10 protein-coding genes are annotated in these 16,122 nt (G+C 42.0%); 1 reads left to right on the top strand and 9 read right to left on the bottom strand.

What is annotated here, in order from left to right:
• Nucleotides 1-460: 460 nt before the first annotated feature.
• The 9 genes from JOD18_RS12835 to JOD18_RS12795 form a co-directional block, all read right to left on the bottom strand.
• Nucleotides 461-2,884: an alpha-mannosidase gene (locus tag JOD18_RS12835; RefSeq protein WP_204669440.1), complete on the bottom strand. Its 2,424-nt coding sequence runs from the start codon at nt 2,882-2,884 to the stop codon at nt 461-463.
• A 71-nt stretch (nt 2,885-2,955) separates the two neighbouring features.
• Nucleotides 2,956-6,162, bottom strand: coding sequence for an FAD-dependent oxidoreductase (locus tag JOD18_RS12830; RefSeq protein WP_204669439.1), 3,207 nt, complete (start codon nt 6,160-6,162; stop codon nt 2,956-2,958).
• Nucleotides 6,163-6,360: 198 nt separating this feature from the next.
• The gene (locus JOD18_RS12825; protein WP_204669438.1) at nt 6,361-7,338 is read right to left on the bottom strand and encodes an ROK family protein; all 978 of its coding nucleotides are present in this window, start codon (nt 7,336-7,338) and stop codon (nt 6,361-6,363) included.
• Complete coding sequence (locus JOD18_RS12820) at nt 7,335-7,970, bottom strand: D-sedoheptulose-7-phosphate isomerase (RefSeq protein ID WP_204669437.1); 636 nt, start codon at nt 7,968-7,970, stop codon at nt 7,335-7,337. The genes JOD18_RS12825 and JOD18_RS12820 overlap by 4 nt, the downstream gene beginning before the upstream one ends.
• A gap of 186 nt (nt 7,971-8,156) precedes the next feature.
• Nucleotides 8,157-9,446 carry a four-carbon acid sugar kinase family protein gene (locus JOD18_RS12815; protein WP_204669436.1) on the bottom strand — a complete coding sequence of 430 codons (1,290 nt, stop codon included), beginning with the start codon at nt 9,444-9,446 and terminating at the stop codon, nt 8,157-8,159.
• Nucleotides 9,447-10,106, bottom strand: coding sequence for a class II aldolase/adducin family protein (locus JOD18_RS12810; RefSeq protein WP_204669435.1), 660 nt, complete (start codon nt 10,104-10,106; stop codon nt 9,447-9,449).
• Nucleotides 10,107-10,139: 33 nt separating this feature from the next.
• Entirely contained in the window at nt 10,140-11,072 is a 933-nt protein-coding gene (locus JOD18_RS12805) for a class II fructose-bisphosphate aldolase (RefSeq protein WP_204669434.1), read from the bottom strand.
• Between the two features lie 262 nt (nt 11,073-11,334).
• Entirely contained in the window at nt 11,335-12,834 is a 1,500-nt protein-coding gene (locus tag JOD18_RS12800; protein WP_204669433.1) for an FGGY-family carbohydrate kinase, read from the bottom strand.
• A gap of 1 nt (nt 12,835) precedes the next feature.
• On the bottom strand, nt 12,836-13,495 hold the full coding sequence (locus JOD18_RS12795; RefSeq protein WP_204669432.1) for an aspartate/glutamate racemase family protein: 660 nt from the start codon (nt 13,493-13,495) through the stop codon (nt 12,836-12,838).
• Nucleotides 13,496-13,865: 370 nt separating this feature from the next.
• Here JOD18_RS12795 and JOD18_RS12790 point away from each other — a divergent pair, with 370 nt between their 5' ends.
• A complete protein-coding gene (locus JOD18_RS12790) occupies nt 13,866-16,037 on the top strand; it encodes a glycoside hydrolase family 3 C-terminal domain-containing protein (RefSeq protein ID WP_204669431.1) in 2,172 nt (723 codons plus the stop codon).
• The last annotated feature ends 85 nt before the right edge of the window (nt 16,038-16,122 follow it).

The raw sequence follows: 16,122 nt of genomic DNA, 5'->3' as shown, positions 1-16,122 counted from the left end.
TCCCATTTTGGAGATCTATAATTTTATTCTAAATCATCAAACAACATAATGCAACATGTTTTTGTGCGAATCCGTCAAAAAAATATATATGTTGACGGATTTTACACACAAAACCACATTTTGGCTGTTTGTTTTTCTCACGCAAGATGAAAAGAGTAGTAATGTCCGTAATCTACGTTATCTTTCACCTGAACTGCACAGCTATAAAGCAAAAAGTCAGAAAACAGAACGAAAAGCACAAGGCGCCCGTTTAAAACGGATAGATTGAGTGGCACAACAGAGATAAAGGGCACACGGCAAGGTACGAACCGACGTTGACTTATCGCAGGACATAGTGCGAAATCTCTACAGTTTGACGTTTAAAACCGGACAAGGCTCTCCTTGTATAAGAATAAGAATGCATGGATGCCTCATTATATGCTTATCTTTCAACACAAAGGGGGAGTATCCCCCTTTGCTGCTATTCTTCCCATTCCAATAGATTCGTTTCTACGACTGGTTTGGCGGTATCTTTAGGAATACGGAATGTTTTAATTTCACAAGGCCCAAAATCTGCCTCAATCGTTCGATTCCATTTAGGCAGTTCAATCACAGCTTTCGTTGCCACTCGATTGGTTTCATATAGGCGCAGGATAATATCATCATTTTCTTCTGCCTGCTTCATCGCACCTACCAGCACATTGTCTTGATTCACAGAGATATACGAATCTTTCTGCGGCAGACTTCCTTCGTGATAGGTTTCGATCAATGCCACTGGCCTCTGATTCACCTCTGCAGCATGTTGCACCGTTCTTGCCTCTTCCCAGCTATCTTCATGTGGCAGCATGGTATAGCGGAAATGCTGGATACCCTGATCAATAAAGGAATAGTGCCCATCTGGATCTGGCACCAGTGGATCATGGTGTGCATAAATAGCACTGCGTAATACAGTAAGGCTGATTTCATTACCTTCCACACTATAACTGTACTTCGCATTATTCGCTATACTTAAACCATAGCGTTCACCAGTTTCTTTTACCGTACCAGACACATCGATCCAGCTTTGGCCAGCTTGTTCTTCCCCGTTGGCTTCACGAATCGTATGACCATAAGGTATTTCATATGTTGCCTTGCGGTGGTGCAGGTTTACTGGATATTTGAGTTTCAGCACCTTGAATTCTTCTCTCCAGTCTACTTTCACATCCACATCAATATAGCCCAAATCTTGATACATCGTAAATTCTTGTACTATTTTCGAATGATGATATTCACTGATTACTCTGATGACAGACTTCACCGGCCCATGCTCCACACGTTTAATGCTTGTCAGTTTAAATTCGCCTGCTACATCTTCATAACGAACAACATCATGTGACCATGTATCGCTGTGATCATGGATAACTACAGGTCTTGCTGCTTCCCCAGCTAATAATTCATATTGTTTTTCTTTATCATACAGACTGCTGATAAAGCCTGTCTCCGGATTAAATTCCAGACGGTGACGACTGTTTTCTAATACATAATCATTTGCCTTAATTGGCGGGAATACCTCGCGTTTTTCATTAGATACGACCTTGTACACGCGATAACCCATCGCAGGTACTTCTGCCGTAAAGCTTAATCGATTACGCCCATTTGCTGTTGCATGAGATTGAACGATTTGAACCGGAACTTGTTTTCCTTGTTCATCTGTTAAAATATGATCGTCTTTCCATGCTTTAAACTCTAATTCCACATTTGATTGGACAGCCCAAGAATGTGGGTTAAACACAACAATAGGAAGCATGTTCTCATCTTGCTCGATATCAATATTCCAAGCTAGTGACTGGACCGCATAGTTCAGATTCCGCTCCGCAATCGTCATAGCCTCTCCATGCATATTGCGTGCATCTTCATATGCCTCTTCAATACTAGTTCCAGCTAAGATATCATGGAATTGGTTAAACATCACATTTTTCCAAGCCTGTATAAAATCAGTTGGATAGGACTGGCCTGTTGTCATATCTGCTATCACGGACAGCTTTTCTGCCTTTGCTAACATATTCTCTGCTTCTCTGTTCCATTTCTTGATACCCGAATGTACAGAGTAACAGCCCTTTGCGTGGTTTTGCAGGTCATGGTGTACCGTTGGCAATGTTATATCCTGCTTCTTCACCTCTTCAAAAAATTGATTAGGAGAACTAAAGATTAGATTTGGCATATCTTCCTTTTCATTAAGCCGTTTAATGCTTTCAATATTTTCCTTGGTTGGTCCGCCACCATGATTACCTACACCATAGAAACTCATCAACTGATTAACCGGATCTTTTAATTCCTTTGAACATCTATAAATATGGTTATCTAAATCTTGTCCCCATGTCGTATATTCAAATGGAATTTGGAAAGTCATCACACGGGAGCCATCATCTGATTCCCACCAGAATAAACGGCCTGGCAGTCCTTTCTCATGCGGTCCCGGCCGCATGAACACATAGTGATCCATACCGCTTTTTTGTAATATTTGCGGCAGCATTCCATTATGCCCGAAACTATCTACGTTATAGCCGACAGTAGCTGTTATACCGAACTTTTCTTTGAAATAATGCTGGCCATACAGTCCTTGTCTGACAAACGATTCCCCGCTTGGGATATTACAGTCCGGCTGCAGCCACCAGCCTCCGCAAATAATCCAACGGCCTTCTGCAATCTTTTCCTTAATTTCTGCAAATAGCTGTGGATCATTGTTCTCCACCCATTCGTACATTACGGCGGAACTTGATGTAAATACAAAATCATCATATTCATTCAAACGATCTACTGCCGAGCGAAATGTTGCTTTTGCTTCTTGAAATCCTTCCTGCCATTGCCATAACCAAACTAGATCCAAATGACCATTCCCAATCATGTGTAATGTCTTGTCTTTCATGTTTATTTCATCCTCCTTGTATATGATCTTTCTGCTATACATGTTTTATTTATTTGCTATTTTTACAAAACCTATCTATCTAACTTTAAGGTAACAGGTTTAACCGGCAGATTATCTCCCAGTTCTTCAAGATAAGCCGTCCATTCTTCTTTATCCTTTTGGAAATCCTTTCCTGTTATCTGTTTTAATTCTGTATGGGCATGCTCTGCTAATAATGCACGGGCATCTTGCAGGTAATCTATCAGCACCTGATAGCCCTTTTTATGCCCACACCTTGCCAGTGCACGCACAATACTTAATTCAAGCATAGCTTGTCTCTCTTTAAAATAATCAGGTTCTACACCAATCCCTGTTCGCAGCTGGTTGCTTACCATATCATAGCTGTGCAATTTTTCCAAGATGGTTATGCAGGCTGAATCTGCTAACCGCTCCATCCCATAACAAATGGCATCTATATAATAAAAAGTGCCGATAAACATATCTTTTAACCCCTCCACAGAAGGATCCAGTTTATCTGCTATTTGCTGCCAGACAGGTATACTGCGTTTATCTTGCGTCATTCCCAGTGAATACAGTAAATAGCATACATCTGGCATAGCTCCGTGATCCGGCGGCAGCTGGGTATAAGCAATATCACTATCCCTTACTGGTAACTGATTACCGCTTTGAGTGAGCTCTTGTTCAATGGCCTCCAGCAAAACCGGAACACCATAAGAAGATTCATACATCGCTAATGCTTGTGCTAAAATCACTTGCCTTCTCGTTTCATGATTGGCTGTTGCCTGATCGAATGCCTTTTCCAAATAAGGTATAATTCTTGGACCTGCCATACAAACCTCTACGATCGCAATACGTTCTGTGTAGACATCGTTCATATCCATATCTGCGTACGTATATAATGGCTTATCACCTGTCAGGGAATCTACTAGTGATGCCAGTTCTTCTTCTTGATATTCTTTATTCTCTATCTTACGATCCAATATTTCTGCTGGCAGCATGCCTTCTGTGATGATACGTTGCTGCAATTCCTTGACATTAATCTCACTTGGTAATTGTTTATGTCGAACAGCTTGCGCCGCAGCAAGGGCAACAATGCCGCCTAAGTTTTCTAAATCTGATTGCATCCGGATAGCGGCAAATCCATCATGGGTAGCAGATATCGCCTTGCCGGCAATGAATAGCCCCTCTATTCCTTTAGGCAGCACCATACGATAAGGAATTTCAATTTCTAAGTTTGGCGGGATCAGCCCTATATGCATCCAATCAGCGCCACTTTTCCCCTTCATATCATGATTACTAAAGTGAATATTAATGACATCATCCCACTGGCGGTAACGCAGCTGATCCGTTAACGTCATCACCACATCACCTAAGATATGGCGCGTTTCTCTTGAGGCAACATAAATCCCATGATCATGCAAATCCCGATTGCGCTTGCGCCGCCTCCCATCTAGAATGGCACGTGTGTAGTCTAAAATATTAGAAATGTGTACAGCACTTGTGAAATTATTTTGAGAACGGCCAGGTTTGGCAAATTGAGCCAGTGAATACCACATCACCACATGATCCCGTTCTGATCCATAAAGGTATTCAGCCCCTGCGAAGGCGGCCACATCTCCATCACCAGTAGCATCAATGACCGTTTCAGCTGTTACGGCAAAAATCCCCCACTTGGAAGCAGCTATTACACCCTTTACTTGATTACCATCCATAATCGTTCCAATCGTAGTGGTATAAAAATAGGTGTGAACCCCAGCTTGTTCTGCTTCATTCAGCAGGGCATACATCTTAGCTTCGATATTCCATTTAGGGCTTTTATGATGTAAACGACGCTCTATCTCATTCACTTTTTGAGTCAGATATTGGTTAAAACCAATCCGCCGGCCAAACCAATAACTGTCTACCGCACCTAATGTTGCGGTCCCGCCAAGTCCTGGATTCATTTCCAGTAATACCGTATCCATGCCTTCTTTGGCAGAAATAATTGCCGCAGCAGCACCACTTGTACCGCCGCCAACCACCAATACATCTGTCTGATATAACACAGGGATCGCTTGACTCGGAACAGATAACATATCATATTTTTTGCCTTGTTGAGGTACTGCCTGTTCAGCTATTGTCCAGTTATGAACTGCTGTCGTTTGCTCATTATCTTGAAGCGAAGACTGCACAGGAACAGAAGCTTTCAGCAGGCTGTCCCATTGTTCTACTATACATTTCGTTATTTCTTCCCCTAATTGGCAGGCAAAGACTGGATCAAACAGCCATTGACTGACCTGCGGGGTGCGTGCCGCTTGATTTAAACACCAAATACGCTTATCAGAAGTGGCAAAGTATGCGAATGCCAATTGCTGACCACCTATATCAAGCACATCATGACAGACAACTTCTGTGTCCCCGCTTAAACGCGGATAATCGGCAGCTAACAGTTCATAAGATGAAGCGGCTAAATAGGCATTACTAAAGGCAGGATGTGCCTGTAACAAATATTCTGCCAAGTGGATCATCACATGTCTGGAGGCAATTTCATCATGCATCTTCTGGTCGAGTCTTTGATCTTTTTCCTTACCCTCTATGGTCAGCCTAAACTCTAACAACAGATGGCCATTCTCTTGAAAACCTTGATGGATATAGATACAATCATTATCTACCCCGATTTCCTTCGGTACTTGTATGACGCCGTCAGTCACTCCTTTTGTCCGATACATCTCGATCGTTTTCCAATAGCTCCGTTTTGCCTGTGTCGGCATTTCTAATTGTTCACCAGCTAATTGTAAAACCGAAGCAGATTCGGTTGCATCAACTACCAGTTTTGCCCTGATAATCTGTCTGCCTGATTTATTGCCGATAATCAGCAGCTTATCCCCGCTCTCTTCTGTATACACTCCTGTTAGATAACTGGCATAAAGAAGATCGATATTATATTCCAGTAGTATATCTTCGAGATGCGTTTTTACTTGATCCATGTAGAGCGCTATTTCTTCTCCTTTTTGTTTACCGCGGCTGATTATTTCTTTTAAAGTGTAAGGTACAGGTGAAGGAACTGCTGACTGCTTTAACCATGGCCGAAGTGTTGCCGAAACCTCTCCGCCTAAATATGTTCTTGACTCAATTAGAGCAACTGTCTTGCCACATCTGGCGTATTCTCTAGCAGCAGCAATTCCAGCAAAGGAGCCGCCTGCAACAACAACATCGACATCAAATAAAATTGGCAATTCCTTTTTTCCGATTGTAACTGTATTTGGCTGATATTCATTTGGTATATTACCCATATTCATCAACATACATCCTTTTTTGGGAACGTTCCCATTATTTTCTATTCTATAATTTCTAATGTATGATAAGTTAATTGTCAATTCGCCGCTCTTTTATAATTTCAATCTCTTATTGCAACATTTTTCATTAACAGTCCATTTCCAAGGTAATGAGGTAGTTTAACATCGTTATCAGCACTGGATAACCAACTGGATGTAAAATTAGGAATTGGCTTGTTCCAATGCCAGTAAAGCAATAGAGAAGCTTGCCAGGTCGCCAATTTTTTCACCTAACCCAGCGGGCTGCACTTCACAAACAGAAAAGGATAAATCAATGGCCTCTTTCTTTAATTCTGCCAATACTAGTGGTTCTAAGATATCTTGCTGTCTGCCATATATACTGCCGATGACAATTTTTTCGGGGTTTAATATATCAATAAGCAATGCCAATCCTCTTCCCAGCTGGAAACCTACTATCCGGAACACCTCTAGTGCTAATTCGTCACCAGCTTGGGCGGCCTCGCCTACTTTTTTGGCAGTTATATCATTCAGTTGATCAAGCGTTGAACAAAATAATGGCGATTGTCCAGCTTCCAAAGCTTGTTTAGCTAAATCTGCTGCCAGCCTTGCTATCCCGCCGCCACTGCAAAAACCTTCGAATGAACCGGCTTTGCCGAATCCGACAGGTCCATTTTCTGCTAAGCGCATGTGACCCACTTCCCCAGCTAAATCATTCGTTCCAGAATAGAGACGCCCATCCAGAATTAACCCAGCACCCATTCCGGTACCGAAAGTTAAGAAAATCATATTGTTCGTGCCTTTTCCTGCTCCCCACCTCCACTCTGCCATCGCTCCAGCATTGGCATCGTTTTGTAATGCGACAGGGATTTGGTAACGATCTTCCAGCATTTTGACTATCTCAATATTTTCCCAGCCAGGTAAATTAGGCGGAGAAATAATGACGCCTTCCCGGCTGTTCAATGGTCCGCCACAGCTAACACCAATAGCTGTCAGCTTGGATATTTGGTGTTTTTCAACTAAGTTGTCCAAAGTACTGGTCATTTTATCTATAGAGGTCTCAGGCGTAGCCGGTGTTGGGAATGACACTCTTTCGATAATATCTATTTCGCCATTCACCAATTCCCCCACTAAAACGGCACATTTGGTGCCCCCAATATCTAACCCTGCTAAGATTGTCATGATAGAAAAAACTCCCTTTCCAACATCATACAAAGTGTATGATAAATAGGTAAATGTCTTTCTTGGATATCTAATGTTTCATCCCACGGAACACAAATAACCGTATCACAAGCTGCTTTCATTTTCCCGCCGGTTCTTCCTGTAAATCCAATGGTTTGCATTCCCTTTGCTTTAGCTACCTTCAATGCCTTCAGTACGTTATCGGAATTCCCAGAGGTGCTTAAGCCGATTAATACATCACCTTCCTTACCATAACCGTAAACTTGCTGGGCAAACACCATATCAGCAGCCACATCATTAACAAAGGCTGTCATTAATGCGGAATGACTAACAAGCGAAATAGCGGGCAATGCCTGTTGTAAATGTTGTGCCATGTAAGCTCCATCTGAAGGATCCGTATCGATTAATTTCTGCTTAAATACCTCATCAACCGGTCGTTTAAGCGTAAACCCTTTCATTAACTCCCCGACAATATGCTCACAGTCTGCTGCACTGCCACCATTCCCACATAACAGAAGTTGACCGCCTTGACGATAACTTGCTGCCAGTATATCAAATGCCCGCTCTATATCTGATGCGCAGACAGACAGTTCGGGGTATTTGTTTATAAGCTTGTTTAATTGTTCATCCATTTCTTCACCTTCTTTCTCATTTTTACAGACAGTTAGCTTCGTGCTAAAGCGAAACACCATCAGTGAGAGTTTTTCTTATCCCACTGATAGCCAGCAAGACTTATCGGGGTGTTGGTGTCCGTTATCCCTCGTTTAGACTCTTTGAAATCCAACAAAGTCCTTAAGTGGAGAGGCTTACAAACAGTTTCACCGGGATAAATGATCAAACGCCTTTTCAATAAATGCTTCATCTCCAAAGCTTCCTGACTTTAACACTAATAAATAAGGCGGACTCGTATGTGATAAACAGGAGGGTAAACCAGGCTGAATCTCCTTCCAAACCCTCATTCCGCCAATACCTAAAACCTTGCATACCGTTGCAGAAGTATCTCCGCCTGCAACGACTAATCGATATTGCCCTGTTTGCCGGATCACTGCTGCAGTGATATTTGCCATTGTTTCCGAAACGAAGCGGGAAATCTCCGTATTCGACCAGCCCAGTTTGGCTCCTGCCTGTTTGGTTTGTTCCACTTGATCAGCTGTATTAGAAGAATGGAGGATCACATGACTGCCCGACTGGATCTTATCAATGATTTGGGCTTGCAGCTGTTGTATAAATGCTTCCTTGTCATTTCTAGTAATAAACAACAGGGTATCCAGTGTAAGAACCCTATGATTATTTCGTTTCATATATTCTATTTGCTTAAATGTTTGAGGAGTTAAACTGCCAGCCACACAAAAAAGCCCTTTGTTTGGAATCATCTTTGGCAATGGCAGATGATTCACTGGATATACCTGTTTACCAACTGCTTTCGGAATTTCCTCAGCCAGCGCCGAACTGCCGCATATGACTTTTTCCTGATGGATAGCCTTGGCAATTTCAGCTAAGTCCTTTTGCTCTGTTACATCTAAGATAACATAATGAAAACGTTTATTCCGCTTTATCTGTTGTATTTGTTGTTTAATAGCAGCAGCTCCCAGTTTTATCACATCATGGGTGATCGCCCCTACTTTTCTGCTAGTCTGCTGCTGTAAAATAGATACTAAATCAGATTGTGTCATAGGGTGGATCGGATCACGATTAAATTGAGAATCCTCCAATTTCACGCCATATACATAGTGCGTAGAATCCACAGTTGTTCTGCCGTTTTGCGGAAAGCCCAACACGACGATCGCAAACTCCTCCTTCAAGGCATCTAACATCGCATCAAATTCGGCACCGATATTACCACGAAAAACCGAACAAGTTTTATTGTAGAATTGCTTAGCTCCTGCCTGCTGTATATCTTTTGTTGCCTTGTAAACCTTTTGATAAGCCGTTTCGGCATGGTCCAGCCTGGAATCTGTGTCAAAAATTAATACATCCGGCTGTTCCGCTAGGATTTCACGCAATACGTCAGCATGATAACTGTAGATATCAGCAATATATCCCGACTTACTGAACATAATGCCGATATCATTCGCCCCTGTTATGTCATCAGCAATAACGCCAAACATTTATTCACCCCACTTTCTTTTTGGCTTATATCCCGAATGCTGAAGAAAATCATCGACGACAGGCTGAGGAATGGAACGCAAATCAACGGAGGCGCCTCTCGCTGTTATCATCATTCGGCACGTAAACTCTAATGTTTGCAATGCCATCCTCGCTTCTTTAATACTTGTATCATAAACAAGTACACCATGATTTTCTAACAAAAGAATATTGGCTTGTTTGGCCTTTTCTCTTACGGCCTCTCCTAACAACTCTGAACCCGGATGCTGGTACCCTATTCGCTCTACACGTTCCAAATAGTACATAGATTCTACAAACCAGTCCGATGGAATATCTATATTCGCACAAGCTGCTAATGTACTGTAAAAAGGAGATGCATGAAGAACTGCTTGAATTTCCGGACGTTCCTGATAGATAGCTAGATGCATCGGCACTTCCTTTGACGGTTTTTTCGTTTGGTCATCCAGCGTCTGGCCAAGGGTACACTCCACCAGATCTTCTGTCGTTAATTCTCCCAGATATGTCCCACTGGCCGTGATTAAAAAACTATCTGTTGCAGTCCGGGCACTGATATTCCCTGCATTTCCCCAAGCTAGTTCATTATCCATCATGTAACGGCCTACAGCCTGCAGCTGTTTATTTATCTCGCTTTTCGTTATCATGTCACATCCACTCCATTATGTTGTCAGACATAATCAGCTCTTCTTCATATACAATTTGAAGTTCTTGGCTTGGTCTGCACTGTTTAAAAAGTTGCTAATTTTATCTATCACCGTTTGTTCAACAGCATCTTGGCCTGCACGCTTTTGATTCTCTGGTAATTGTTTGCATACCGCATTGGTCATTCTTTCTTTCCTTCCAAGTGCACCTAATAAACTTAATTCTAAATCAGTTGCAATATTTACCTTACTGACACCGCCATTTGGAATCTTCATCGCCGCCTGAATCATCTCGGACGGTACACCTGATCCGCCATGGAGTACTAAATGGACAGAGGTTAAGGCACGAATTGCCTTCAAACGTTCGATATCCACTTTTGGCTCTCTCACATTATAGACACCATGTGCTGTGCCTACAGAAACAGCCAGGGCATCGGTATTCGTACGTTTAACAAATTCAAGCGCTTCTTCCGGGTCTGTATAGAGTTCTTCATCTTTATCTGTTTCAATAAAATCAGTGGTTCCAATCATACCAAGTTCCGCCTCAACAGAAACCCCTTTTGCATGTGCATAGGCTGCCACTTCTGCACTGATTTCTGCATTCTTTTCAAATGGATGTTCGGAAGCATCAATCATGACAGACGTAAAACCAGCTTTTATAGCATCCTTAATCACCTGAAAATCTTTCGTATGATCTAAATGAAGAACAGCTGGAATTGTAATCTTCTCATCTTGTATAGCTTGGTAGAATTCTTCTCCCACTTCAAACGGCGTTACGCCATAACGGTCTAACTCCTTTTGAGAGATTTGAACGATAACAGGAGACTGTGTTTTCTCACCCGCTCTTAAAATAGGACGAATCATATCGGTATAACGAGGAGAAAATGACCCGATAGCATAATTGCCTTTTTCCGCTTGCTCCAACGCTTTCTTTAATGTCACCACATTAGATAATTTCTCTGTTTTCATAATAAAAACCTCTCTTTGATTAATGATTATTTCTATATAAAGTGAAACTTCGTGCAGTGGGGTCTCGACGCATAGGATGTGCTAGTGCAAATCACTTCGATGGGATGAGTAATCGCAATCCCAGGCGTTACGACACAGCGTCTCGAACTTAGTCAGCTTTCTCTTGCCCCGCTGAACATTAGTTGAACCAATCGGGCCGTTACTGGCTGTTGGATCTCCCACCTAGATTAGATGTGTTTCCTTATTTCTTGAAGCGGGAGTGTTACAGCCAGTTACGCTGCGATAAATCTCTTAACGGTTCTTGCAGCCTCAGGTAACCGTTCTGATAGATTGCTTGATATTGCTTATATACGGATACATCAGGATGTATGTCTGCCTTGTTTATGTAAGCAAGGGTATCCAGCATTTGTTCTTCATCACGATACATTCCTTTTGCCAGGCCAGCCAGCATGGCAGCCCCCATTAAAGCCGCTTCGGTTATATCGGGAATCCTGATCGGACAATTCAAGACATTTGCTTTCAATTGCATCCAATATTTGTTTTTCGTCCCTCCGCCAACTGAAATAATCGTATCCAGCGGGGAAGACAAAATCGATTCCATCGTGTCTTTCATCCATTTGAATTCATAGGACAAGCCTTCTAAAACAGCTTTTATAATATCAGCCTTATGATGAGAAGCCTTCAATCCAATCAATGCACCGTTTACTGCTGGATCAGGCTGAGGTGCACCACTTCCAGTGATATAAGGAAAATAAAGAATTCCAGTAGGCTGATTATCGCTTTGGCCAAGTAAAGACAACAGCTCTTCATAGGTTAACTTGTCGTCTGCCAGCAAATGACGGAACCATTCGATTGAACCGCCGGACGATTGAAGTGCCCCCATCCAAAATAATCGGTTTGGCAATACATGCACACCATAATTAAAGCCGGAATGATAGTCAGCTTCCGTTATAGCCCTTTCTGGTACAGAGCCTACCAGTGTTTCGGCAGTGCCAATGGAATCTAATGCGATGTCAGGAGTGACAGCCCCGACTGCTAAAGCTGCACACACATGATCATGCCCAGCTATGACTACAGGCACACCTTCTTTGATCCCGCGATGCTCAAAGCCTGCTACCACAGAGCCAATCGGTTGATAACTTGCTTTCACTTCCGGGAAGAGTTCTTCATCCAAGCCGCATTCCCTAATAAAGGAGCGATCCCATTCCTTTATATCGATTCGATAAGCATAAGTTCTAGCCGCTAATGTATAATCTGTGGCCACTTCTTTCGTTAAATGAAAGGCAAGTAAATCAGCAGCAGATAACCATTTAACATCTTGCCCTACCTGATAACCCGCTTCTTTCAACCATACTATTTTTGCTATACCATGTTTGTAAGTATGTTTAATCCCTGTCTTTTTAAACCGTTCCAATTCATCAATCTTTTCGCTTAATTGTGAAGCTACTTGATCCGTTCTTCTATCAAACCATGGCAGGATCGGCGAAATAAACTTACCTGTCCTTTGATTGACTAACAGCCCGCTCTCCGCCATACTTGTAATTCCAATCGCTTCAACAGGGTGACTGTTATGGTTTTGCAGCTCCTCTATTAGTCCCATAACAGATTCTATAAGTGCCTCTGGGTCATAATAAGGAAAAGAATGCTCGTCATAATGTACCTGATGTGGAGTGGTTTTGACATCTATCAAACGGCCTGCTTGATTAAACAGGCCTGCTTTAAGATTAGTAGTTCCTATATCTATTCCTAATAGACTCATCATGCTAGATCCTCTCTGCTATTTCTTTCACGCGCTGCATTCCCAGTGCTGGACTTGATAAGAATTTACTTTGTAATGATTTCGGTAATTGTGCAGCAACTCTGGCCATAGATGCTTGAGCCAGCACCACAAGATCGGACTGGTGAGCCATTTGCTCCAACTGTTCTTTAAGAATGTGGTCATGTTCTTCTTGCTCACCATTCATTAACTTTTGATAGGCTTCATGAGCTGTCACGGTTTCTAGCTCTATCTGTTTTCCCGCCCCCTTCGCTTTCGCTTCTAATAATGCCTTGGTTGGTGTCAAGGTGGTAGCCAGTGTGGCTGCTATTGCTATCTTTGTTCCTTTAGATACAGCCTGTTCTGCCATTGCTTCATCGATTCGGACAACAGGTATATGCAATTGTTTCTCTGCTTCTCCTACTACTTCCCCAACCGATGAACACGCATTAAGAATAATATCCGCACCTGTCTCCTCAGCAAATTTCATGTATTGAATGATTTTTCGTTTGACAAATATCATATGACCAGGATCTTCTACGAGTTGAGGAAGAATAGAATCATCCACAAAATTAATCACCTGATAATCAGGGATCTTTTCTTTTGCTAATATTTTTAAAGGCTCAATCGTTACAGGTGTCGTATGCACAATAGCTAACGTGTTCATAACAGCGCCTCCTTTTGTTGATTTATGTGGTTTTGTGGTAAAATAACGAATTATCATGTACTTATTATGGATTAATTATGCATAAACGTCAATGATTTTTAAAGATTTTAGATGAACTAATTTGACAAAACAAGCTGGACATCTAGATAAAATACTGATATTATTGATTTCCACAATAATTAAATGTACACGAATTATAATTGTTGTTTTGTGTGGTTTTTGTTATATTTACAAAAGGAATACTAGCAAAAGGAGTCTCTCATACCATTGAATCCTTTCTGCAGCATATATTCCAAGCGTTATCTGAAACTGCACAAACCTATCCAACTTGGAAATTATAGTTCACTTTTTTAAAATGGAGGGAAGCAAGATGGTAAGTATACCCAAGTATAAAGATACATCTTTACCTTTTGAAGAACGTGTAAATGATCTCGTAGCACAAATGTCTTTAAAAGAAAAAGCTTCACAATTGATACATAAATCCTGTGCGATCCCACGACTGGGCATTCCATCTTATAATTGGTGGAATGAAAGCCTGCACGGTGTTGCCAGAGCAGGGGTATCGACTATGTTCCCACAAGCGATTGGACTTGCAGCTACTTTTGACCGTGCCTTATTAGAGCAAGTTGGTGATGTAATCGCAACGGAAGGACGAGCTAAACACCATGAATTTGTCCGTAAAAATGACCGCGGTATTTATAAAGGGTTAACCTTTTGGGCACCTAACATCAACATTTTCCGAGACCCTCGTTGGGGCAGAGGACATGAAACATATGGAGAAGATCCCTATTTAAGCGGAAAGCTAGGTGTTGCTTATATCAAAGGGATTCAAGGAAACCACCCAAAATACTTAAAGGCGGCAGCCTGTGCTAAGCACTTCGCCGTACACAGCGGACCAGAAGAGTTAAGACATGAATTTAATGCAGAAGTAACTACAAAGGATTTATATGAAACCTATTTGCCGGCCTTTCGAGATACGGTTCAGGATGGCAACGTAGAAGCTGTGATGGGTGCATATAATGCCGTTAATGGTGAACCTTGCTGTGGAAGTGAAACACTCTTAGAACAAATTTTGCGCCAGCAATGGCAATTTAAAGGACATGTGGTATCTGATTGCTGGGCCATTGTAGACTTTCATGAAGGGCATCGTGTCACCAGCACGAAACAAGAGTCTGCCGCACTGGCTATTAATAATGGCTGTGATCTTAACTGTGGTTCCATGTATAAATATTTAGTGAAAGGCGTAGAAGAAGGACTTATTTCAGAAGCAGCCATTGACAGATCTGTTCACCGTTTAATGATGACACGGATGAAATTAGGCATGTTTGATGATGAGAAGGATGTACCATATGCCAATATCCCCTATGAACGAAATGATTGTAAGGCCCACAATGAATTAGCGTTGAAAGCAGCCAAGCAAAGCATCGTATTACTTAAAAATGATCATCATTTATTGCCGCTTCGCAAGGATAAACTGAAGTCCATTGCTGTTATCGGCCCCAATGCCAACAGCCGGGACGCATTGGTTGGCAATTATGAAGGAACAGCTTCTCAATATATAACGGTAGTGGATGGTATTCGAGAAGCTCTCCCTGAGGCAAGAATTTATTATGCAGAGGGCTGTGAACTATACCACAAGAATAATAGTGGATTAGATCAACCAGATGACAGGATTTCCGAGGCAATCTCCGCCGCAGAAAGGGCAGATGTCGTTGTATTTTGTTCTGGTCTGGATGCTACCATTGAAGGGGAAGAAATGCATGAATCCAATACATTTGGAAGTGGAGATAAGCCGAATCTGGAATTACCAGGCCTCCAAAACCAGTTAATGAAGCAGCTTTATGAAACAGGTAAACCAGTCGTTCTTGTCAATCTTTCCGGCAGTGCCATTGCCTTAAATTGGGCAGATGAATATTTACCAGCCATTGTACAAGCTTGGTATCCTGGCGCACAGGGCGGCAGGGCCATCGCTTCCATGTTATTCGGCGATTACAGCCCTTCTGGACGATTACCGGTTACTTTTTATAAAAGCAGCGAAGAATTACCTGATTTCCATGACTATTCGATGGAAAACAGAACCTACCGCTATATGAAAAACGAGGCATTATATCCGTTTGGGTATGGGTTATCCTATACTAACTTTGCTTATAAACCGGCTAATCAACTGGAATCAAGCTTTACTTCTTCTCAAGATATTACTATTCAAGCGACCGTTCAGAACATTGGTGGGAGGGAAGCTGAAGAAGCGGTACAATTATATGTAAAAAGACTCGATGCAACTACTCGTGTTCCGAACTATGAATTAAAAGGATTCCAGAAAATATCCTTACAACCGCAAGAAACAAAGGTTGTAGCTTTCACCGTTACACCACGAGAGTTATCACTTATCACAGAAGAAGGAACTAGAGTGATGGAGCCCGGCCATTATCAACTATTTATCGGGGGCAGTCAGCCTGACAAACGGAGTCAGCAATTAACAAAAAGTAATATGTTAACCTATAACATCCAAATCACCGGCGAAAAACAACTTCTACCTTATTAACTAAACAGCGGCCACAGCAAATTACATGTTGCTGTGGCCCTTCTCTATTATCCTTCTTACGGAAGAACCAGTACCAATAGAGGGG

This window comes from Gracilibacillus alcaliphilus (assembly GCF_016909015.1).
Taxonomy (GTDB): domain Bacteria; phylum Bacillota; class Bacilli; order Bacillales; family Amphibacillaceae; genus Gracilibacillus; species Gracilibacillus alcaliphilus.
This window is presented reverse-complemented; position numbering and strand designations above follow the sequence as displayed.